A 22,436-nucleotide genomic window follows, 5' to 3' on the forward strand; every position below is an offset into this window, starting at 1 on the left:
TCACAGGATTTTATCTGTTAACAAATTAATGTATTGTATTGTCGATTAAGGACGGTTTTTGAATAAGTGATAGCTTATGCAATGTGAAACCGGAAGGCATAATAACCAGATAAAAGGATGCATAATCAATGGGAATAACCCGGTTTGGAAAGCGGGATAACCAGTATAAAAATAAAGTATTTACCGAATAGCCTCATCGCTGATGCGAAGGGGATAATAATCATAGAGAGAAGGAAAGCGTAATAGATGATCAATCAGGATACCATCAACAAAATTATGGATACCGCCCGTATTGAAGAGGTGGTGGGTGATTTTGTGTCTTTAAAAAAGCGGGGAACCAGCCTGATTGGGAATTGTCCTTTTCACAATGAAAAGACCCCCTCGTTTAATGTTTCGGTAACCAAGGGTATTTATAAGTGCTTTGGTTGCGGTAAGGGGGGTGATGCGGTCCATTTTATTATGGACCATGAGAAGTACTCCTACCCGGAAGCCCTAAAGTTTCTGGCCAACAAGTACAACATTGAGGTTGAAGAGACGGTGCAGTCGCCGCAAAATATCGAACTTCAAAATGCCCGTGAAAGTTTATACATTGTTTCTGAATACGCCGCAAATTTCTTTGCCAATGAACTGTGGACTGGCGAAGATGGCCGGGCCATTGGTTTAAGCTATTTTAAGGAACGTGGTTTTAGGGAAGACATTGTTAAGAAATTTCAACTGGGCTATTCGCCCGATGTTTGGGATGCGCTGATCAACGGCGCCGTTGCTGCCGGCCATAAGGAAGAATACCTGGAAAAGACCGGACTGGCGATCAGAAATGATAAAGGCAAACTGTATGACCGGTTTAGAGGGCGGGTAATGTTCCCGATCCATAACTTTACCGGAAGGATCATCGGCTTTGGCGGACGTACCTTAAAGACCGATAAAAATGTTCCTAAGTATGTAAACTCTCCGGAAAGTGATATTTACCACAAGTCTAATGTGCTGTATGGTTTGTTCCATGCTAAAAAGGCCATTAGGGAAACTGATAACTGTTACCTGGTAGAAGGTTATGCCGATGTTTTATCGGTACACCAGGCCGGTGTTGAGAACGTAGTGGCCTCTTCCGGTACATCACTTACTACAGAGCAGATCCGTATGATCGGGCGCTTTACCGAGAATGTAACCATCTTGTATGATGGTGATGCTGCCGGTATTAAAGCCTCCTTGCGTGGTCTGGATATGATCCTGGAAGAAGGCCTGAATGTTAAGGTGGTCTCGTTTCCGGATGGTCATGATCCTGATTCGTACATGCATCATGTTGGTGCCGGCGATTTTAAGAAATACATTGAGAATAACCGCAAGGACTTTATTCTTTATAAGGCGAATATCCTGCTTAAGGAGGCCGGCTCTGATCCCATTAAACGGGCAGGTATTATCCGCGATATTGTGGAGAGTATTGCTAAGATTCCGGATGATATTAAGGCTTCTGTATTTATCAGGGAATGCAGTAACCTGCTGCAGGTAGAAGAAAGGGTGCTTCTTTCTGAACTCAATAAAATGCGCGCTGCTAAATTTAAAAAAGCATCCGCAGGAAATAATACATCATTTGCCCAGCAATCACAATATCAGGCACATCCGCAGGATGGTCCGCCAGATAACCTTTTTGAAAACCCCGATCCTTTTTCTCAACCAGAGTCTGACGCCTCGCCGGATAATGACCAGCTGCAGGAACAGGAAATTGTCCGCTTATTACTTGCGTTTGGACATGAGCTCGTAAACTGGGATAAAATTGATAACATGTACATCGGCTCTTTCATCATGCAGAACCTTTCTGATGTAGTATTTGAAGACGGGTTGTGCAAACGCATTATTGAAACCTATAGGGACGAGATTGAAAATGGACACTTACCGGTGGCCAACCAGTTTATTAAAGGTCAGGACCGTGAAATTGCAAATCTGGCCATTACCCTTTCTACCTCCCCATATAGCTTGAGTGAAAACTGGTATAACAAGCATAAGATCTATGTTCGGGATGAAACGGTAAACTTGAAAGCAACAATATTGGGTGGCATATTTCACCTGAAGAAGCGTAAGGTTGACCGCATGCTCCTTCAGATCCTGAGTGAAATTAAAACAGAGATTGACCCGGTAAACCAGGAGATCCTGATGGGCCGGTATTCATTTATAAAAGGCGTAGAAAAAGAGATCTCCAAGTTTCTGGGTTCTGTGATCTTAAAATAATGGCTATTCACAATGACCTGGGCAGAAGGGGCGAAGAGATTGCCAGAGATTACCTGCTAAACCTGGGTTATCACATTGTAAAAATGAACTGGAGGTGCGGAAGAGCCGAAGTTGACGTCATTGCAAACCAGGATGGTAAACTCATCTTTGTTGAGGTTAAGACCCGTACATCGGTGCATTACGGACAGCCTGAAGAGTTTGTAGACCGGAAAAGAGAGCGACAGCTTGAATTTGCATCCGGGATATATATTGACCGCGTGAACCACCAGGGAGAGATTCGGTTTGATATTATTGCAATTGTTTTTGAAAATAAGGATATTTATAAAATTAATCATATCGAAGATGCATTTTGGCCGAGTTAATATCAAAGCATTAGTTGTATTGTGTTCTGTATCCAGCATTTTGCTGATCAGTTCCTGCAATAAGAATACGAACGGAGGTTCTTATCTGAGCTTTAAGCTGCCTGAACAAGGACAAACCTTTAAAGTTGGTGACCCTGTTAAAATTGAACTGGATATTCCTAAAGGTGAAAAGCTGACCGGGGTAAGCTACCTCCTGGATGGCAAGCCGGTTGGAAACAAAGACAGCTCAGAGCCACTGGTGCTGCAGACAACTGGTCTCTCTGTAGGTTATAAGCTGATTACCGCAATTATTGATACAGAGAATAAGAAAGATACCGCAACCATTAATATTGTACTTAATGCAGCAAACAAACCACAGGACTATAGTTATAAGGTCGTAAACGTTTATCCGCATGATACCACTTCATATACCCAGGGCTTAGAGTTTCACGAGGGCAGGTTCTTAGAAAGTACCGGAGAAAAGGGTAGTTCTACATTGCGTTGGGTAGATCTGGCTTCTGGTAAGGCCTTGCAGCGGATTAACCTGGACAACCAGTATTTTGGGGAAGGTGCAACCCTGGTTGGCGATAAGATTGCGATGCTGACCTGGCAGGAAAACATCGGCTTTGTCTTTGACGCCAGGACCTTGAAGCAGTTGAGCACTTTTCCGTATAAAAATAGCCGTGAAGGATGGGGCCTGTGCTTTGATGGCAGAAGATTAATTAAGTCTGACGGTACAAACCGCCTCTATTTCTTGAACAAGGATACCTTTGAAGAAGAAAGCATGATTGATGTTTATGATGATAAAGGTGCTGTTGAATACATCAATGAACTCGAATACATTGATGGCAAGATCTATGCGAATATCTACCAGCAGGATTATATTGTAGTGATAGACCCGGGTACAGGTGTAGTTGAAAAGAAGATTAACCTAAGCGGATTACTGGCAAAGGGATATTTTAAAAATGATAATGAAGCGGCCAATGATGTGCTGAATGGCATTGCCTGGGACAATAAGGGCAAGCGCTTGTTTGTAACCGGAAAGAAATGGCCTAAGCTTTTTGAAATTACCTTAGTTCCGCAATAACGGAACTAAGGTAATGCCTTTTATTTGGAAGCAACAGTTGCCGGATCGCTGATATATCCATTAAAAGAAATCGATTGTTTACTGTTGGAGTTTACAGTAACTGATGCATAGCCCTTGGTGCTTACATGGATCGTTAAACTGTTAATATCCCTTGTGTCTTTTGGTCTGATGGTAATGACCCAGTTTCCTTTTTTCTTTTTTGTATTGGTATAGCTAAATTTCTTTGAGCTAAACTTAATGCCGGAATCATTCGGGTTCAATGGCGCGGTATACGACCTTCCATAATATGGCAGATAAGCATCCACACTGTCTGGAGTTACGGTCAGTTTATATTGTGATCCTGAAAGTTGTACAACACCTGCGCTGCCTATGCCGCCCTGCATCTTACTCAATACTGCATTTAACTCCATATTGGAAAGTGGAGATGCCGTAGTTGCATTGAAGATGAAGTTCTTTGCATTTACCAGTCTGATGGTGGTTGCGGTATCTGTCTGTGCAGACACCTGGATTGCTGTAAAAAGTGCAGCAATGACGAAGAGGTTTTTAATTAGTTTCATACCATTTCAGTTTATTGGTTTAATTAGCTCAATTACAGAGCCTGGATACGTTGAAGCTTCAGCACTTTAGCAAAGGCAACATCAACTTACCCCCATCACAACATTAAAGTGTTCAACGCGCTCAAGGTATTACATTAGCCAGTGCGATTGCTGTTATTTAGTACTCAAGGCGCACGCTCAATCTTTTTAATGCGCTCACGTCTCAACTCAACGCGCTCAATATTCTCAACGCGCTCTTGGTATTAGAACAGATCAGCGCCCTAAAGGTTTAATTTAGAACGCTAATTTGTTAAATATGTTGCACTTACCTCCAGGATTTATATTGATTGATCAATCCATTTGTTGATCCGTCATGAGAAGTAACCGCTGCATCACCTTCCAGTTCTGGAAGAATACTTTTTGCGAGTTGTTTTCCTAATTCTACTCCCCATTGATCAAAGCTGAATATGTTCCAGATTATGCCTTGTACAAAGATCTTATGTTCATAGATCGCAATGAGATTGCCCAGGCTAAATGGTGTCACTTTCTTTAACAGGATGGAGTTGGTAGGGCGGTTTCCTTCAAATACTTTGAATGGCGCAAGTATTTCGATCTCTTCCTTAGTTTTACCGTCTTTTTCCAGCTCTGCAACTACCTGTTCCTTGGTTTTTCCATTCATCAGTGCTTCTGTTTGGGCAAAGAAGTTGGATAACAGGATCGGGTGATGCGCTCCAATTGGATTTAAACTTTGTGCTGGTGCAATAAAATCGCAAGGGATTAAGCGTGTTCCCTGGTGGATCAGCTGATAGAATGCATGCTGTCCATTGGTTCCTGGCTCTCCCCAAATGATCGGGCCGGTTTCATAGCTTACTTCATGGCCATTGCGGTCTACATGCTTACCATTACTTTCCATATCTCCTTGTTGGAAATAAGCAGCAAAGCGGTGCATGTATTGATCGTAAGGCAATATAGCCTGTGTTTCTGCATTAAAGAAGTTGATGTACCAAACACCGATCAAGCCTAAGATTACCGGGATATTGATCTCAAATTCAGCAGTTTCAAAATGCTGATCGGCAGCATGTGCACCAGCCAGCAGTTCTTTAAAATTGTCATAACCAATGCTCAGGGCAATGGGTAGTCCAATTGCACTCCACAAGGAGTAGCGTCCGCCAACCCAATCCCAGAATTCAAACATATTCTCGGTATCGATCCCGAATGCCGAAACGTCTTTCGCATTGGTAGATAGTGCCGCAAAATGTTTAGCAATATCATCTTCTTTAGCACCGTTGTCTAAGAACCATTTCCTTGCGGTATTGGCATTGGTCATGGTTTCTTGTGTGGTAAAGGTTTTTGAGGCAACCAGGAATAAGGTGGTTTCCGGATCAACAAGCTTCAGGGTCTCTGCCATATGTGTGCCATCAATGTTGGACACAAAGTGCATGTTTAAATGATTTTTATAAGCCTTTAATGCTTCTGTTACCATAACGGGGCCAAGGTCTGAACCACCGATACCAATATTAACCACATCGGTTATGGCTTTGCCGGTATACCCTTTCCAGTTTCCGGAAATGATCTCATTGCTGAATTTCTCCATTTTGGAAAGTACCTTATGAACGTCTGTAACCACGTTCTTTCCGTCTACCAGAATCTCTCCGTTTGCAGGCTCACGCAACGCAACATGCAGCACTTGTCTGCCTTCAGTCTGGTTGATCTTTTCTCCGGTAAACATCGCCTTTATGGCTTCGTCAAGTTTGCATTCACGGGCCAGCTGAATGAGCAGGGCAATGGTGGTATCGTCAATGCGGTTCTTAGAATAGTCAACTAGGATGTCTTCAAATACTAAGGAGAATTTCTCAAAACGTGCTTCATCCTCTTCGAATAATTGCTTTAGGTTCTTCTCGTTAATGCTGATGAAATGATCGGCAAGGTATTTATAGGCTGATGTTTCTGTGAAATTTATTGTAGGAAGCATAGGATAAATGTGATTAGTGTTTTTGTAAATGTAATGGTTTATTTTATTTGAAAAAATCCGTTTTCTGATATTGAATAAATGTCGGCTGATTATCTTATATTTAACATAAAAATGCCTTTTTTATGAAAAGATTTTACTTTATCCTGTTGGTATTGATTACCATGAGCGCTGCAGCGCAAAAAAATGCGCTTCGGTCTGAGGTCGCTAAAAAGGCGTTGAGCATTGAGCAAAAAGTCATAGAATGGCGCCGCGACCTGCATGAACATCCTGAACTCGGAAATAATGAGGTCCGTACAGCCGCTTTGGTGGCTAAACATTTGCAATCGCTCGGGATAGAAGTTAAAACCGGTGTAGCTAAAACGGGTGTGGTTGGTATTTTAAAAGGTGGTAAACCCGGTCCTGTTGTCGCCCTTCGGGCAGACATGGACGGACTACCGGTTACCGAACGTGTGCCTTTACCTTTTGCATCAAAGGTTAAGAGTACCTACAATGGTCAGGATGTTGGGGTAATGCATGCCTGCGGCCACGATACGCACGTAGCCATTTTGATGGGCGTTGCTGAAGTATTGGCCGGCATGAAGAAGGATATTCCCGGAACCATAAAGTTCATCTTTCAGCCTGCTGAAGAGGGTGTTCCTGTTGGTGAAGAAGGCGGAGCAGAGCTGATGGTTAAGGAAGGCGTATTGGAAAACCCAAAAGTAGATGCCATATTTGGACTGCACATCAATTCTCAAACCCCGGTTGGTGATATTACCTATCGTCCGGGTGGTACCATGGCGGCGGTTAACGATTTAAAGATTACCATTACCGGCAGACAAGCCCATGGTGCTTATCCATGGAGCAGTATAGATCCGATAGTTGTTTCATCGCAGATTGTAAATAACCTGCAGACCATTGTAAGCAGAAACCTGAATGTTACTGAGAACCCGGGTGTGGTTACCATTGGCTCCATTCATGGCGGGGTTCGTTCGAACATCATTCCAGAAAAAGTAGAAATGCTTGGAACGGTACGGAATTTCAGTAAAGAGGACGAAGCCTTATTTATAGAACGGATTAAGACCATCGCCATAAAAACGGCCGAAGCCAATGGCGCCACGGCTGAAGTGATCATTCCTTATAGCGCACATTATCCGGTTACGTTTAATGATGTTGCGTTAACGGAAAAGATGCTTCCGAGCCTGCAGGCCAGCGCAGGTGCCGATCATGTTAAGTTAAAACCGCCCGTTACCGGTGCGGAAGATTTTTCTTTTTACCAGGAAAAGGTGCCGGGCTTATTTATATTTCTGGGTGGAATGCCCAAAGGACAGGATCCTTTAAAAGCACCATCGCACCATACACCAGATTTCTTTATCGATGAGAGTGGGTTTACACTGGGTGTGAATGCCCTTTGTAACCTGGCATTGGATTATATGGCGATTAAAAAATGATAGGCATGGATAACGTTGCAACTAAAGGCAATTTTATCTAAGTTTGTGGGTATGACTAAAGAACAAATTCAGGATTTAAGGGACAGAGTAGCGTCGCTGAGGAGGCATCTTTGACGTCGAAACACGTTTAGAAGATATTTATATAGAGCAGCAGCTCACACTGCAGACCGACTTTTGGGATGATCCTAAAAAGGCAGAAAAGCATTTAGCACAAATAAATTCCAAGAAAGTCTGGACAGATGCCTGGCAGGCTGTAAGTGCCGAACTGGAAGATACAGAAGTCCTTTTTGAATTTATGCTGGCCGGTGATGCTACAGCGGAAGAAATGCAGGACCAGTACAATAAGTGCCTCAGCATGATTGAGGAACTGGAACTGAAGAATATGCTGAGCAGTAAGGAAGACCAGCTGCAGGCTGTAATGCAGATTACTGCCGGGGCTGGTGGTACGGAAAGCTGCGACTGGGCAGCCATGCTTATGCGCATGTACATTATGTGGGGAGAGAAGAATGGTTATAAGGTTACGGAACAGGATTCTCAGGAAGGCGAGGTGACCGGGATAAAATCCGTTACCCTGCAGTTTGCCGGTGATTTCTCTTATGGCTATTTAAAAGGTGAAAATGGGGTACACCGTCTGGTACGGATCTCCCCGTTTGATTCTAATGCCCGCCGCCATACCTCCTTCGCTTCCGTTTATGTGTATCCATTGGTGGATGATACCATCGAAATTGAAGTTAAAGATTCTGAAATAGAGTTTGAGACGTTTAGATCGGGTGGTGCCGGTGGACAGAATGTGAATAAAGTAGAGACGGCAGTTCGGTTATACCATAAACCTTCTGGTATTGTGATTAAAAACCAGGAGTCGCGCTCTCAACTACAGAATAAAGAGAATGCCTTGCGGCTGTTAAAGTCCCAGTTGTACGAAGCTGAAATGAGGAAGCGCATGGAAGCCACAGCCGCTATTGAAGGTTCTAAAAAGAAAATAGAATGGGGATCGCAGATTAGAAATTATGTGCTGCACCCGTATAAGATGGTGAAGGACCTGCGTACCAATTACGAAACATCGAATGCACAGGGCGTATTGGATGGAGAACTGAATGATTTTTTAAAAGCATATTTAATGGAGTTCTAATGATGAAACATCTTATTGCCGTAGTTTTACTTGCATTTGCAGCAAGCAGCTTAAATGCCCAGGAGATCGTTAATTTGTATACTGGCACAATTCCAGGATCAAAGCCTGCCCCGGCAGATTATCAGGAGACTCCTGCTCCGGGGAAAGCATCGAATGCGGGTGTAACCAAGGTGTCTGTTCCACAGTTTTATGTCTATTTGCCGGTAAAGGAAAAGGCAACGGGAACTGCAGTGATCATTTGTCCGGGTGGTGGCTATGGAGGCCTGGCAATTGGGCATGAGGGCCATGATGTTGCAAAGAAATTTAATGAGATCGGTGTAACCGCCTTTGTATTGAAGTATCGTTTACCAAGTGATGCCATTATGGTAGACAAGTCTTTTGGGCCGATGATGGATGTACAACAGGCTATTTATCTGGTTCGGAAAAATGCCGCCCAATGGAATGTAAACCCCGGCAAAATCGGTATTATGGGTTTCTCTGCCGGCGGACATCTTGCATCAACACTTACTGTTCACTATAAGGATGTTAAAATTGAGAATAAAGAAGGCTTAAGCCTTCGTCCTGATTTTTCTATTCTGATCTATCCGGTGATCACATTTGCCGAATTTACCCATGCCGGTTCTGTAAAGAATTTAATTGGGGCCAATGGTACTGAAGCACAGAAAGAATACTTCTCCAGCGATAAACAAGTAAATGCAGAGACACCCCCTACATTTCTAGTACATGCCAATGATGACATGGCAGTACCCGTACAGAACAGTATATTCTTTAACCTGGCACTGGTAAAGCATAAGGTAAAGGGAGAAATGCACATTTACCAGAATGGCGGACATGGTTTTGGATTAAATAACAAAACTACGGATGATGTCTGGTTTGACCGTTTGGACAATTGGATGAAAGCAAATAAGTTCCTTTAACTATACGCCGGGATTAACCAGGAGGTCTTGCAATTCTTTAAGTTCTTCAACCTTCTCTGCAGAACCCAGATTTTCATAAGCTGAGATCAGGTTACGGATTACCCTTCGGATGATCTCTACGTTGCTGCATGGCGCGTAAAAGCCAGGAAGCGGATCCAGGTTTAACTGGCGTAAGAACTGGTCTACATCATGCTTGCCAAATATAGCGCCCTTGTTAAATGCATTGATGTAGAACAGCACACCAAATTCCTGTTCTTCTCTTTTACTCTCATCAATATAACCGAGGATAAAGTGCTGCGGCAGGTTAACACCATATACCGGAATGTCTAGCTTTTGTGCCAGGGTAGAATAGATGATGGCAAGAGAGATCTGATTTCCTTTTTTACTTTCCAATACCTGGTTGATGTAAGAGTTTTGAGGATCATGGTGATTTTTCGTGTTGCCGCTAAAACCGTAAATGTTATAGAATATGTGGTTGATGAGTTTAATCTTTTCAATGGAGCTCATTTCATACTGCAGGCCAAGCCAGATCTCTCTCTTGATTTCCTCAATCTGAAGGATGATCTTTTCTTCGTCCAAATCAGGATATTGATAGCGGTTAATGACCATTGCACCTTGCAGCAGGTCAAAGGCACCGCTTTGATACCATAGGTTGAGGTCTTCCTTTACATTGCTGAACTGGATCTTGTGTACAATGTTTTCAATGCGTTGCTGAAGCAGTGTATCTAAAGAATGCTCCCAGGCCGTTTCCAGATATTCGATAACCTGGTTACCATAACCGAGCAGACGTTCCTCTACATGCTGATAGATCTCCTGGTCGGGATCATCAAGAAGTTTCACTAAAGCATTTATTTCTTTAACGTTTTCCATTAAACATACAAATTTGAATGCCTATTTTTGTGGTTATGGTTTTTAACTTTATTGGCGACTACATTAAGCACCGCTTTACCTCAAAAAGCAGACATGGTACGCACTCTCCGTTCGTATATAAACTTACGGATGAGGTAATTTACGATTTTAACTCAAAAAAAACGTATAAAAGTATTGAAGCCCAGAGAAAAAAACTTTGTAGTGACGATTCTTTAATTACAGTGACCGATCTGGGCGCAGGGTCTCACTTAAATAAGAATAAAACAAAGAAGGTTAGCCAGATTGCAAAAAATGCACTGAAGAGTCCGCGGTTGGCCCAGTTAATTTATCGCCTTGCTCAGGACAACCATCCTAAAAACATCATTGAACTTGGAACATGCCTGGGCTTAACAACCATATATTTATCAAGGGCCTGTCCGGATGCCGATATCATCACCGTTGAAGGCTGCCCCGAAACGGCAAAGATAGCGTACCGTAATTTTCAGGACCTTGACGTAGAAAACGTGGAGCTGCGGGTGGGTAACTTTGACCTGTTGTTTCCGGAGATCGTTAAAGAAACTGATCAGCTTGATTTTGTATATATCGATGGAAACCATAGAAAAGAAGCCACTTTAAATTATTTTAAACAGGCCTTGCCTAAAGTTCATGAAGGTTCGTTGCTGATCTTTGACGACATCTATTGGAGTAAAGGAATGAAGGAAGCATGGGAAGAAATAAAGGCACATCCGCAGGTTACCGTTACCATTGATCTATTTTGGATCGGACTGGTCTTTTTCAAAAAAGGACAAGCAAAGGAGCACTTTAAAATTAAATATTAAAATAATCCATCTGATTGTCAATTGTTTAATAACGTGAACTGATAATTCAGGTTTGTAACTTATTTTACAGTTGTATAACTGAAAAATAAGTTATAGCTTTACGTTATGGAAGAATTAACGAAAGCAGAAGAGCGCATCATGCAGATTATCTGGAAACTTCAGAAAGCATTTGTAAAGGATATTATTGATGAGATGGATGAGGAGCCCAAACCTCCATACAACACGATCTCTTCTATTGTAAGGCTTCTTGAAAAAAAGGGATATCTCGAATATACCGCTTACGGAAAGACGTATGAATACTTTCCTTCCATTACTAAAGAAGATTATACCAAGACCACATTCAATAAATTATTCTCTGGTTATTTCAACAATTCACCGGCATCCTTATTGTCTTTTATGGTTAAGGAACAAAACCTGAGTGACAAGGATATTGCTGAATTAAAGGAGCTCATTGAAAAGAATCAAGGCTGATGGAATGGCTTACCTACCTGCTTAAAGTGAGTGCCTGCACGGCCTTATTTTACGCGCTCTATCATTTCTTTTTACAAAAGCTGACTTTCTTTAGCAATAACCGGTATTACCTGTTATCTACTTTATTGATCAGTTTTCTGATCCCCGCATTGCAGCTGGAAATTAAAAGGGATGCGGTGCCTGTTCAAATGGAACACAAGAGGGTAACTGCAGCTTCTGGTTACGGAGAAGATATTATTGATCTGGTTAACCCTGCCGGATTACAGTCGCTGGTAACCAGTAATGAGCTGCGGGATTACAGCTGGGAGCATATTGTGTACATCACATATTGGCTGATTGTAGCGATAATTCTCCTGGTATTTGCATATCAATTGATTTCAATTGTAAAGCATGTACGGAAAGTGGATACTATAGTTGGACGATTGAAGGTGGTTTATAAGCCTGATGGTTTTACCAACTGTTCATTTTTAAACTATGTCTTTGTGGATAAGGAAGATTTGACCGATCAGGAAATAGCGGTGTTTATGCAGCATGAAAATGTACATGCATCCAGGTTTCATTCTATAGATAAACTCCTTGTTGCGGCTTGTAAAGTTTTGCTATGGTTTAACCCTGTAGTTTATTTATATGACAAAGCCATTGAGCAGGTGCATGAATACGAAGCAGACCGGGAAACCTCTTTGGTAATAGGAAGCGCATCTTACGCGGGTTTATTGTTGTCTGCAGGGATACGGGAGAACCACATTTCGCTGATGCACAGTTTTGTTAAGAACCCGTTAAAAGAAAGAATAAAAATGCTGTTTACCCATAAATCGAAAGACATGAAGAAATTAACCTATTTATTAGCTGCGCCGGTTAGCCTGGGCTTAGTCTGGCTATTTAGTATTCAAGTGGTGTATGCCACCGCGAATGATTCCACTTTGGAAATAAAGATCAATGAAAAGTCTGTTCCTGCTGCTGAGGCTTTTATAATTAAAGAACGCAGATTAAAAGAATTACAGTCAGCCGGTCCAGCAGGCATCCAGGTTAAAGATACGGTGAAAACACGCAATCTGAAATTGCCTGAGCGGGAAATTCGATTAAATACATCTGGTTCCGATTCAATCAGGTTTGTTAACGGTAATATATGGGAAGAGAACATCAAGGTGACAGTTGATGGCAAAAGTTACGATAAAAGTATTCTGAATACAATAAGTCAAAGCGCTATACGGTCTATGTCCATAACAAAAGATGCAATTACCAGGGAAGCTCAAATAGACATTGTAACAATTAATAATAAGATTGAATATGCAACGGATATTGATAAAGCGAACGCTAAAATTAAAACTGAAGCAGAAAAAAGCAACCCATTTTATGCACGGTATCCGCAAAAGGATGAAAATGGTGCCGACTACGATTTTGTTAGGATAAAATTGATCAGTGCTACAACGGCAGGAGCCATGATAAAAAAAGGAGAGAAAGTTTTAATCCTGATCAATGGCAAAGCATATTCAGAAGAAGAAGCTATACATATATCGGAAGACATGCTTAGAGGAATCCAGAGTATTATGGCTATACCTTTGAGCAGTTCGCATAATTTATTTCCTGAGTATTCAAAAGCTTATGCAGCTGTGATTATACTTCCGAAATTAACAGATGAAGAAATGAAACAACGGCAAGATGCGATGGAAAAACGTCAAAAAAAGAATTAAAGATTAATTAAAATGCTTCCGCCAGGCTGATGTAAAATCCGGTCTGGCGTTTTTCGTTGGCACGTTTCTCGCCAATTCCATAATCCACGCGAACGCTCAATCCTTTTTCAGGGTCAAAGAAGTACCGTCCTCCGGCACCATAAGATGGCTTGAAGCTTTTCATCGACAGATCGCCATTGTCAAACACCTGTCCGGTTCCGGCAAAGGCAGCAAGTCCGAAGCGGTTGTTGTACCGGTATCTAAGCTCAGCCTGTGCGGCCAATAGGTTTCTGTCACGGTAGCGGCCGGAATAATATCCCCTCATAATTTCATCATTGCCCATTTGAGGAAGCAAATAGAATGGGGTATTTTTACCCTGAACAGTATGGAACAATCCATTTACACCCAATACAAATTTGCGGGACAGTGACCAAAAGCTACGCACATTTGCCCGGATCATGCTTCCTGTGAAATTCTCACCACCATAAAAATCTGGTGCATATTGGTAGGTGATCTTTCCCATAAAACCATTTGTTGGGTAATTATTAGAGTTTCTGGAATCATAACTTTGAGAGATGCCCGCATAAAGTACAGAGCCACCTATTTTATGGGTGTAAGGATTTGTTGTAAAAATACCGCCAACCACATCATCATCAAAGTGGTAGTTTTCAAAGCCAAGCGAAAAGCCGGTATATATTTTAGAGAAGAACATCTTTTCAGCTTCAAGCAGAACTTTTACTGAGCCTTGTACCAGGCGGTCTTTATCAGCTTCAACAGTTTCATTGCCCACGCCGTAAAAATCAAAGGGCATCCGCTTAAAGCGAACCTCAGAAACATAATGATGGGTATTGTTTTTTGTCCATACATCACTTTTTAGTGAAACGTTATATTGCCCTTTGGTAGACACCGAAACTAATCCGGCAAAGTTGGAACTGCGGTTGGTCAGGTCTTTTTTATCGAGATAGGTAGAGTAAAGTGCACCCAGGCCAAACTCAGCACCAATTTCCTGGCTGTATCTGAAAATGGGTACCGGCATAAAACTAGGCCTGCGCGAAGAATCGGTTTTATTGGATAAGTAACGCTCTATTAATTTCTTTTGTCCAAGTACGTTTACCGCAATAGAAACGAACATGATGCAAAGCGAGATTTTCTTCATTGGCCTAAAATAGTAGAAAGGTTTTAATAATCAGTGTCTGCATAGCAACTTTAAGGCCACTAATTTGATAAAATTAGATTTGGATAGGTTAACTATTAGGAATCCTTATATTTGCAGCATGACTAAAATTAAATACTTAATACTGTTTTGTGCGGTACTTGGAGTTGCTGCCTGTAAAAAAGATGTAAGTTATGATGAAGAGGCTCAGTTTGCTGCAGATACTGCGGCGATAAGGGCTTTCATTAGTGCAAACAATATACCTGCAGTGGCCCAGGGCAACTCAGGCGTTTATTATCAGATTTATGATGTTGGATCAGGTAACGTAACTTATTCCGGAGATACCCAGGTTACCGTTGAGTATGAAGGACGTTTGCTGAACGGACAGGTTTTTGATAACAGCAACGGTACCCCAAGAATGTTCACACTTGGCGGATTGATCCCGGGATGGCAGATCGGCATTCCGCTGATTCAGCCAGGAGGCAGGATAAGGCTAATCGTGCCCTCATATCTGGGTTATGGGTTCCAGGACAAAAATGGCATCCCTGCCAATTCTATCCTGGACTTTACAATAGAGCTTAAGGCTGCTCAATAGTTTCTATAAAGCAATTTAGTTCGTATAGCTGAAATTTTTATATTTTTGCGCCAAAATCAGATCAAAATGAGCACAACAAGAGGACCAATATCTCAATTTATGGAGCGTAATTACCTCCACTTTAACGCAGCAGCAATGATGGATGCGGCTAAAGGATATGAAACGCATTTAGACGAAGGCGGTAAAATGATGATCACTCTTGCCGGTGCAATGAGTACCGCCGAACTTGGAATTTCATTGGCAGAAATGATCCGTCAGGATAAAGTTTCGATCATTTCCTGTACCGGTGCCAACCTGGAAGAAGATATCATGAACCTTGTTGCGCATTCACATTATAAAAGAGTGCCCAACTATCGTGACCTTAGTCCGCAGGACGAATGGGATCTGTTAGAGAACCATTACAACCGCGTTACGGATACCTGCATCCCGGAAGAAGAAGCCTTCCGCAGGTTGCAAAAACACATTCACAAGATCTGGAAAGATGCGGATGATGCTGGTGAGCGTTATTTTCCGCATGAGTTCATGTACAAAATGCTGTTGAGCGGAGACTTGGAACAATACTATGAGATTGATCCTAAAAATTCCTGGATGCTTGCCGCGGCAGAGAAGAACTTGCCGATTGTTGTTCCGGGATGGGAAGATTCTACCATGGGAAACATCTTTGCATCATATGTAATGAAATCAGAACTTAAGGCAACTACGGTAAAAGGCGGTATTGAATATATGGGCTGGTTAGCGGACTGGTACATCAATAACAGTGCAGGTAAAGGCATTGGCTTTTTCCAGATTGGTGGTGGTATTGCCGGTGATTTCCCGATCTGTGTAGTGCCGATGCTTTATCAGGATATGGAGATGGAGAACATTCCGTTCTGGAGTTACTTCTGCCAGATCTCTGACTCTACCACTTCATACGGATCTTACTCCGGAGCGGTTCCGAATGAAAAGATTACCTGGGGTAAACTGGACATTCATACCCCGAAATTCATCGTAGAATCAGACGCAACGATCGTTGCTCCGCTGATGTTTGCATGGATCTTAAAAATGTAATTTAAATCTCCAAATTCAACCAGAAAGTTGACAGGAAATAGGAATCAGCAGTTTTGTAAAAATTGCTGATTTTCTTCGTTTAAAGCATAAAAAACGAACTATTTAGATTGATTATAAATTGTATTTACTGTCATTTATTTGTCATTGGTAAGTTAATAAGTTTTACTTTTGTGGACGTTTTGGTGAAGAATTTAAGTTCAAACATCAATTGCGTTTATTAAGTTTTTTAAAAAATAGCATAAAATACTCATTATGAGGGATATCTCATTGATCGTTAAAAGAGTTTGGAAGTCGGCATTTATGTTTACGGCTCTTTCTGTTTTAATTGTTTCTTCCACGCAGGCACAAGATGTAGTAGAGGGCCGGAAATTATTTAAGGATAATTGTAGTTCATGTCACCAGCTTGACCGTAACAGTACAGGTCCTGCATTAACACCTAAGCTTACCGAACTGGATGAGGCATGGGCCGTTAAGTGGATCAAAAACTGGAAAGCTTTAGTTGATGCCGGAGACAAGCAAGCCATTGAGGCTTCAAAATTCTCTCCTGCAGAGATGACTGCCTTTCCACGTTTGAAAGACGAGCAGATTAAAAACATCATCGCCTATGCAAAAGCAGGCGAGCCTAAGAAAGCAGGGGAGGATCCAAAAACGGAAGCCGCTTCTGAAGGCGTTTCAGACTTTTCTATCGCTGGTATCATTGCCATCATCTTAATCTCAATCGCCGTATTGGTTGTATTGGGCCGTGCCATAAAGATGCTGGAGCGTTTGATTCTTCAAAAGCAAGGTGTTGTCATTGTTGAAGAAGAAAATGTTTCTTTTGCAACCGGCATTAAGGGATTGTTCAAAAACAAGAAGTTTGTTTTCTTCTTTATCCTGTGCCTGGTAATCAGCTTAGGTTCTTTTGGATGGATGGGCATGTGGAATACTGGTGTTCATACCGGTTACCAGCCAGTTCAACCCATTAAATTCTCACATGAGCTGCATGCGGGCACCAACCAGATTGATTGTCAGTACTGCCATGCGGGTGCATTTAAATCTAAAAATTCAACCATTCCTTCTCTGAATGTTTGTATGAACTGTCACAAGTCTGTACAGGCCACAGAAAAATATGACGGAGAGATCTCTCCTGAGATCCAAAAGATCTACAGCGCACTTGGATACGATCCGGGTACCATGAGCTACGATAAAACAAAACAGAAACCAATTGAATGGGTTCGTGTACATAACCTTCCGGATTTCGCTTACTTTAACCACTCACAACACGTTGTAGTTGGTGAGCAGGCTATACGGAAAGAAAAAGGACTAAAACCTAATGAGCCGGTTTGTTTTGCTTGTCACGGTCCGGTTGATACCATGGAAGAGATCTATCAGTATTCTCCGCTTACCATGAAATGGTGTATCAACTGTCATAAAGATACCAAGCTTGACGTGAAAGGAAATGCATTCTATGACAAGATCATTGAAGCGCATGAGAAAATCAAAAAAGGTGAAAAAATTACACCTGCTGCACTTGGTGGTTTAGAGTGTGGTAAATGTCACTACTAATTAGAGTTAATAACAAGAACGTTCGATAAACAGTAATATAGCTTAAATGGAAAGCAATAAAAAATACTGGAAAGGCTTAGAAGAGTATAAAAATACTCCCGATTTTGTTGAGAATAACAAGAACGAGTTTGCTGAGCCTCTTCCAATAGAAGATGTTTTAAATGAAGCAGGGTTAAGTACCGTAACCCCGCGCCGCGACTTTTTAAAGGCTTTAGGCTTTGGTTTAGGTGCGGTAACGTTGGCGGCTTGTCAGACAGCTCCTGTTCATAAATCAATTCCTTACCTGATTAAACCTGAAGAAGTAGTTCCTGGTATTCCAAATTACTACGTATCCAGCTATAACGGTCAGAGTATCCTGGTTAAGACAAGAGAGGGAAGACCAATTAAAATTGAACCGAACCCAAATGCAGGTGCCTTTAACTGTGGTACTGATGCGCAGGCCCAAGCTTCAGTTTTAGATCTATACGACGTTTCTAAGCTTAAATCGCCCCAGTTAAAATCTGGTAACAGCCTTACAGAAAGCAACTGGTCTAAAATTGATGCTTTTGTAAAAGGAGAGCTAAACAAAGCACAGGCATCTGGTAAAAAGATCCGCATTGTTTCTTCTTCAGTAAACAGCCCTTCTACGAAAGCGGTTGTTGCTGATTTTATTTCGGCTTATCCAAATACCAAACACGTACAATACGATCCCATTTCATATACCGGTATCATCAAAGCAAATGAAAATAGCTTTGGTAAAGCGGTTGTTCCGAAATATAACTTTGATAAGGCCGAGCTTGTTGTAAGTTTTAGTGCCGATTTCTTAGGTACCTGGATCAGTGGTGAAGAATTTACTTCACAATATATTGCCAACAGGGATTATAAATCTTTGGCTAAAGGCAAAATGTCACGCCACTTCCAGTTTGAAGCCGGTATGAGTTTAACCGGTACTAACGCGGATACGCGTGTTCCTGTTAAATTATCGGAAGAAGGCCCTGCTTTATTGGCTTTATACAATGCAGTTACCGGAAATTCATTGGCCGGAGCATCATTGCCAAATAATACGACTGCAGATAAAGTAATTAAATTATTAGGTAAAGAATTACTACAAAATAAAGGAAAGTCACTGGTTGTTTGCGGTTCAAACGACGTATCTACACAGATCCTGGTTAATGCAATCAACTCCGCAATTGGCAGTTATGGCACTACCATCGATCTTGATAATCCAAGTAAGCGTTATGCAGGTAATGATGCAGAATTTGCAGAGTTATTAAACGAGATGAACAGAGGCGAAGTTGCTGCTGTTTTCTTCCTGGATACCAACCCTGCTTACGACATTACCAATACCAAGTCGTTCACCGATGGATTGGCTAAAGTAGCTTTAAAGGTTTCTTTTGCAGACAGAAGTGATGAGACGGCTTCTCTTTGTGATGTGATTGCAATTAACCATAACTATTTAGAGTCATGGGGTGACGCAAATGCATACGAAGGTTATTATTCCATTGTACAACCAACCATTAACCCGGTATTTAACTCTCGTCAGGCTGAAGAAAGTCTGTTGATCTGGTCTGATAACCCGGTTAAGGAATACTATACTTACGTTCGCAACAACTGGGAGAAAAACATTCTTCCTGCGTTAGGAAAAGAATGGAAAGATGTATTGCAAACCGGAGTTTTCGCCGCTGCAGCAAAACCAGCTGGTGCATATACTTTTAGCCAGTCACTTACTGCGGTGATCCCTACGATCATCAGCAACAGTAAGGCTTTAGCAAAGGACATTGAGCTTCAGGTTTACGAAAGCATTCCAATGCGTAACGGTAAACATGCAAACAATGCATTCTTACAAGAACTTCCTGATCCGGTTTCTAAGGTTACCTGGGATAACTACATTGCCCTTGCACCTAAGTTTGCAGAGAAATTAGGCTTTAAAGAGTTTGATATCGTATCCATTACCGATGATAAGTATACCATTGAACTGCCGGTGCTGATCCAGCCTGGACAAGCACAGGGTACGGCTTCAATCGCATTGGGATACGGACGTAATAAAGCGGGTAAAGCAGGAGATAACGTAGGTAAAAACGCGTTCCCTTTTGTAAGCTTTACCAACGGTACATTTAAATATGCAACTACGGTTAAATTAACGGGAACCGGCAAAAGAGAAGAACTGGCACAAACCCAGACCCACCACTCTTTTGAAGGCCGTAACATCATCCGTGAAGCTACTTTTAAAGAATACAAAAAGAATCCTGCAATTGGATCGGGTAACGATCATGCAAAACATAAATCCTACGATATGTGGGACAAATATGAGAAACCAGGTAATAACTGGGTTATGGCAATCGATTTGAATGCCTGTACCGGTTGTGGTTCTTGTATTGTTGCCTGTAACGTTGAAAACAATATTCCTGTTGTTGGTAAAGAAGAAGTTCGCAAACGCAGGGAGATGCACTGGATCCGTATTGACCGCTACTACAGCTTTAATGTAGAAGGTGGCGAAGATGAGGGTGCTCATGGTTCAGGTCATGGTACTCACGGAAGTACAGGAATTAACGCAGTTACTAAAGAGAAAGAAATTGCGCATTTAGATAACCTTGATAATGTATCGGTTGTTCACCAGCCAATGCTTTGTCAGCATTGTGACCACGCTCCATGTGAAACAGTTTGCCCGGTATTAGCTACCGTTCACTCTTCAGATGGTTTAAACCACATGGCTTATAACCGTTGTGTAGGTACAAGATATTGTGCAAACAACTGTCCATACAAAGTACGTCGTTTCAACTGGTTCAACTACTGGAATGATTCACGTTTCGATAACTACCTGAACAATGAATTTACACAGCTGGTTCTTAACCCTGATGTAACTACCCGTTCAAGAGGTGTTATGGAGAAATGCTCGATGTGTATTCAACGTATCCAGGGAGGTAAATTACAAGCTAAGATGGAGAAACGTCCGTTAAAAGACGGCGATATCAAAATGGCTTGTCAGGAAGCTTGTTCTGCAAACGCAATTATATTCGGTGATGGAAACGATCCTAACTCAGAAGTATCTAAAGCATTACGCAGTGAGCGTATTTACTATGTGCTTGAAGAGATCAATGTACAACCGGGTATAGGTTACATGACAAAAATTAGAAACACAGATACAACAGTACAAGCGTAAGCTGATATTAAAGAAAAATACATTATGTCTGGACATAACGAATCAATATTAAGAGAACCACTAATCACCGGCAGTGATATCACGTATGCAAAAATTACGGATGATATTTTAATGCCTGTTGAAAATAAGCCTAACAGGGCCTGGTGGATTGGATTTATACTTTCACTTTGCGGTGCTACACTTTGGGTAGTTGCCGTAAGTTATACCTTCTGGTTCGGTATCGGATCATGGGGTTTGAATAAAACGGTAGGATGGGCCTGGGATATTACCGGTTTCGTATGGTGGGTAGGTATTGGTCACGCAGGAACACTAATTTCTGCCGTACTGTTACTCTTCCGCCAGAACTGGAGAAACTCCATTAACCGGTCTGCAGAGGCGATGACCATCTTTGCCGTTATCTGTGCGGCAACCTACGTAGTATCTCACATGGGCCGCCCATGGTTAGCCTATTGGGTATTGCCATTGCCAAATCAATTCGGATCACTATGGGTTAACTTTAACTCACCGCTGGTTTGGGATATGTTTGCAATCTCTACGTACTTCTCTGTATCCTTATTGTTCTGGTATACGGGTTTACTTCCTGATATTGCAACCATCCGTGACCGTGCTACGGGTGTTAGACGTAAGATCTATTCCATATTTTCTTTCGGATGGTCTGGTAATGTAAAGACCTGGCAGCGTTTTGAGGCTGTGTCCTTAATTCTTGCAGGTATCTCTACACCATTGGTACTATCGGTACACACGATTGTATCCATGGACTTTGCTACCTCGGTAATTCCGGGATGGCATACTACGATCTTCCCTCCATACTTTGTGGCTGGAGCGATCTTCTCTGGATTTGCGATGGTATTGACCTTATTATTGGTTGCACGTAAAGTTCTTGGACTGGAGAATTACATCACCATGTTCCACATTGAATCGATGAATAAGATCATCATTCTAACAGGATCTATTGTAGGTGTGGCTTACATCACAGAGTTCTTCATTGCCTGGTATTCAGGTTCTGAATATGAGCAGTATGCATTTATTAACCGTTCAACCGGGCCATACTGGTGGGCATACTGGATGATGATGACGTGTAACGTGATCTCTCCGCAGTTGTTGTGGTTCAAAAAGATCCGTACCAGCATTCCTGCTACCTGGATCCTTTCTATCGTAGTGAATATCGGGATGTGGTTTGAGCGTTTCGTAATTATCGTAACTTCATTACACCGTGATTATATCCCTTCAAGCTGGGCCATGTTCTACCCTACATGGGTTGACGTAAGTGTGTTTGTAGGGTCAATAGGAGTATTCTTTACCTTATTCTTATTGTTCTTAAGAGTGCTGCCATCTATTGCCATTGCAGAGGTTAAATTGCTATTGAAAAGCGCAAGTGAGCAGGCGAAAATGAAACAAATTAAAGAAGGACATTTAGATAAAGAGCAGGTTGCTGAATATGTAGAGTCTTTAGAGAAATTTGATAGTGTTAAACAAGAAGAATACGCAAAAATATAACA

Annotated in this window: 18 protein-coding genes; 14 read left to right on the top strand and 4 right to left on the bottom strand. The window is 41.8% G+C overall.

Annotated features, from left to right (window positions below; all coding sequences use genetic code 11):
* The first annotated feature begins 246 nt into the window (after positions 1-246).
* The 3 genes from dnaG to ATK78_RS20530 are packed head-to-tail and all read left to right on the top strand — an operon-like array spanning position 247 to position 3,648.
* Positions 247-2,220 carry a DNA primase gene (gene dnaG / locus ATK78_RS20520; RefSeq protein ID WP_133578015.1) on the top strand — a complete coding sequence of 658 codons (1,974 nt, stop codon included), beginning with the start codon at positions 247-249 and terminating at the stop codon, positions 2,218-2,220.
* Positions 2,220-2,582, top strand: a complete 363-nt coding sequence (locus ATK78_RS20525) for a YraN family protein (protein ID WP_133578016.1) — start codon at positions 2,220-2,222, stop codon at positions 2,580-2,582. The genes dnaG and ATK78_RS20525 overlap by 1 nt, the downstream gene beginning before the upstream one ends.
* Complete coding sequence (locus ATK78_RS20530) at positions 2,563-3,648, top strand: glutaminyl-peptide cyclotransferase (RefSeq protein ID WP_133578017.1); 1,086 nt, start codon at positions 2,563-2,565, stop codon at positions 3,646-3,648. Before ATK78_RS20525 ends, ATK78_RS20530 begins: the two co-directional genes overlap by 20 nt.
* A gap of 20 nt (positions 3,649-3,668) precedes the next feature.
* On the opposite strand, the gene ATK78_RS20535 is transcribed toward ATK78_RS20530, so the two are convergent.
* Both ATK78_RS20535 and pgi read right to left on the bottom strand, forming a co-directional pair.
* On the bottom strand, positions 3,669-4,205 hold the full coding sequence (locus tag ATK78_RS20535; RefSeq protein WP_133578018.1) for a DUF4251 domain-containing protein: 537 nt from the start codon (positions 4,203-4,205) through the stop codon (positions 3,669-3,671).
* 304 nt (positions 4,206-4,509) lie between these two features.
* Positions 4,510-6,156, bottom strand: coding sequence for a glucose-6-phosphate isomerase (gene pgi, locus ATK78_RS20540; RefSeq protein WP_133578019.1), 1,647 nt, complete (start codon positions 6,154-6,156; stop codon positions 4,510-4,512).
* Between the two features lie 122 nt (positions 6,157-6,278).
* Between pgi and ATK78_RS20545 the strand changes: the two genes are divergently transcribed.
* The 3 genes from ATK78_RS20545 (at position 6,279) to ATK78_RS20555 (ending at position 9,629) form a co-directional block, all read left to right on the top strand.
* Positions 6,279-7,583 carry an amidohydrolase gene (locus ATK78_RS20545; protein ID WP_133578020.1) on the top strand — a complete coding sequence of 435 codons (1,305 nt, stop codon included), beginning with the start codon at positions 6,279-6,281 and terminating at the stop codon, positions 7,581-7,583.
* Positions 7,584-7,634: 51 nt separating this feature from the next.
* Positions 7,635-8,712, top strand: a protein-coding gene (prfB, locus tag ATK78_RS20550) for a peptide chain release factor 2 (RefSeq protein ID WP_133578021.1) whose coding sequence is annotated in 2 segments (ribosomal slippage) — positions 7,635-7,694 and positions 7,696-8,712 — 1,077 coding nt in all. Because the reading frame shifts where the segments join, the coding sequence is not laid out codon by codon here.
* On the top strand, positions 8,712-9,629 hold the full coding sequence (locus tag ATK78_RS20555; RefSeq protein ID WP_317126226.1) for an alpha/beta hydrolase: 918 nt from the start codon (positions 8,712-8,714) through the stop codon (positions 9,627-9,629). Before prfB ends, ATK78_RS20555 begins: the two co-directional genes overlap by 1 nt.
* Here the strand turns inward: ATK78_RS20555 and ATK78_RS20560 are convergent, their stop codons facing one another.
* Positions 9,630-10,499, bottom strand: a complete 870-nt coding sequence (locus ATK78_RS20560; protein WP_133578022.1) for a transglutaminase-like domain-containing protein — start codon at positions 10,497-10,499, stop codon at positions 9,630-9,632.
* A 17-nt stretch (positions 10,500-10,516) separates the two neighbouring features.
* Between ATK78_RS20560 and ATK78_RS20565 the strand changes: the two genes are divergently transcribed.
* The 3 genes from ATK78_RS20565 (at position 10,517) to ATK78_RS20575 (ending at position 13,479) form a co-directional block, all read left to right on the top strand.
* Complete coding sequence (locus ATK78_RS20565) at positions 10,517-11,317, top strand: O-methyltransferase (RefSeq protein WP_243732591.1); 801 nt, start codon at positions 10,517-10,519, stop codon at positions 11,315-11,317.
* A 105-nt stretch (positions 11,318-11,422) separates the two neighbouring features.
* Positions 11,423-11,788: a BlaI/MecI/CopY family transcriptional regulator gene (locus ATK78_RS20570; RefSeq protein ID WP_133578023.1), complete on the top strand. Its 366-nt coding sequence runs from the start codon at positions 11,423-11,425 to the stop codon at positions 11,786-11,788.
* Positions 11,788-13,479: a M56 family metallopeptidase gene (locus ATK78_RS20575; protein WP_133578024.1), complete on the top strand. Its 1,692-nt coding sequence runs from the start codon at positions 11,788-11,790 to the stop codon at positions 13,477-13,479. Before ATK78_RS20570 ends, ATK78_RS20575 begins: the two co-directional genes overlap by 1 nt.
* A gap of 7 nt (positions 13,480-13,486) precedes the next feature.
* On the opposite strand, the gene ATK78_RS20580 is transcribed toward ATK78_RS20575, so the two are convergent.
* A complete protein-coding gene (locus ATK78_RS20580) occupies positions 13,487-14,614 on the bottom strand; it encodes a BamA/TamA family outer membrane protein (protein ID WP_133578025.1) in 1,128 nt (375 codons plus the stop codon).
* Between the two features lie 118 nt (positions 14,615-14,732).
* Here ATK78_RS20580 and ATK78_RS20585 point away from each other — a divergent pair, with 118 nt between their 5' ends.
* The 5 genes from ATK78_RS20585 to nrfD all read left to right on the top strand — a co-directional run bounded on the left by ATK78_RS20585 (position 14,733) and on the right by nrfD (position 22,434).
* Positions 14,733-15,206, top strand: coding sequence for an FKBP-type peptidyl-prolyl cis-trans isomerase (locus ATK78_RS20585; protein ID WP_133578026.1), 474 nt, complete (start codon positions 14,733-14,735; stop codon positions 15,204-15,206).
* Positions 15,207-15,272: 66 nt separating this feature from the next.
* A complete protein-coding gene (locus ATK78_RS20590) occupies positions 15,273-16,253 on the top strand; it encodes a deoxyhypusine synthase family protein (protein ID WP_133578027.1) in 981 nt (326 codons plus the stop codon).
* Positions 16,254-16,505: 252 nt separating this feature from the next.
* Positions 16,506-17,798 (top strand): c-type cytochrome, encoded by a 1,293-nt coding sequence (locus tag ATK78_RS20595; protein ID WP_133578028.1) that lies wholly within the window; start codon positions 16,506-16,508, stop codon positions 17,796-17,798.
* A 46-nt stretch (positions 17,799-17,844) separates the two neighbouring features.
* Positions 17,845-20,937: a TAT-variant-translocated molybdopterin oxidoreductase gene (locus tag ATK78_RS20600; protein ID WP_133578029.1), complete on the top strand. Its 3,093-nt coding sequence runs from the start codon at positions 17,845-17,847 to the stop codon at positions 20,935-20,937.
* Positions 20,938-20,961: 24 nt separating this feature from the next.
* Positions 20,962-22,434 (top strand): NrfD/PsrC family molybdoenzyme membrane anchor subunit, encoded by a 1,473-nt coding sequence (nrfD, locus tag ATK78_RS20605; RefSeq protein WP_133578030.1) that lies wholly within the window; start codon positions 20,962-20,964, stop codon positions 22,432-22,434.
* Positions 22,435-22,436: the final 2 nt, after the last annotated feature.

Source organism: Pedobacter metabolipauper (assembly GCF_004362715.1).
Classification (GTDB): Bacteria; Bacteroidota; Bacteroidia; order Sphingobacteriales; family Sphingobacteriaceae; genus Pedobacter; species Pedobacter metabolipauper.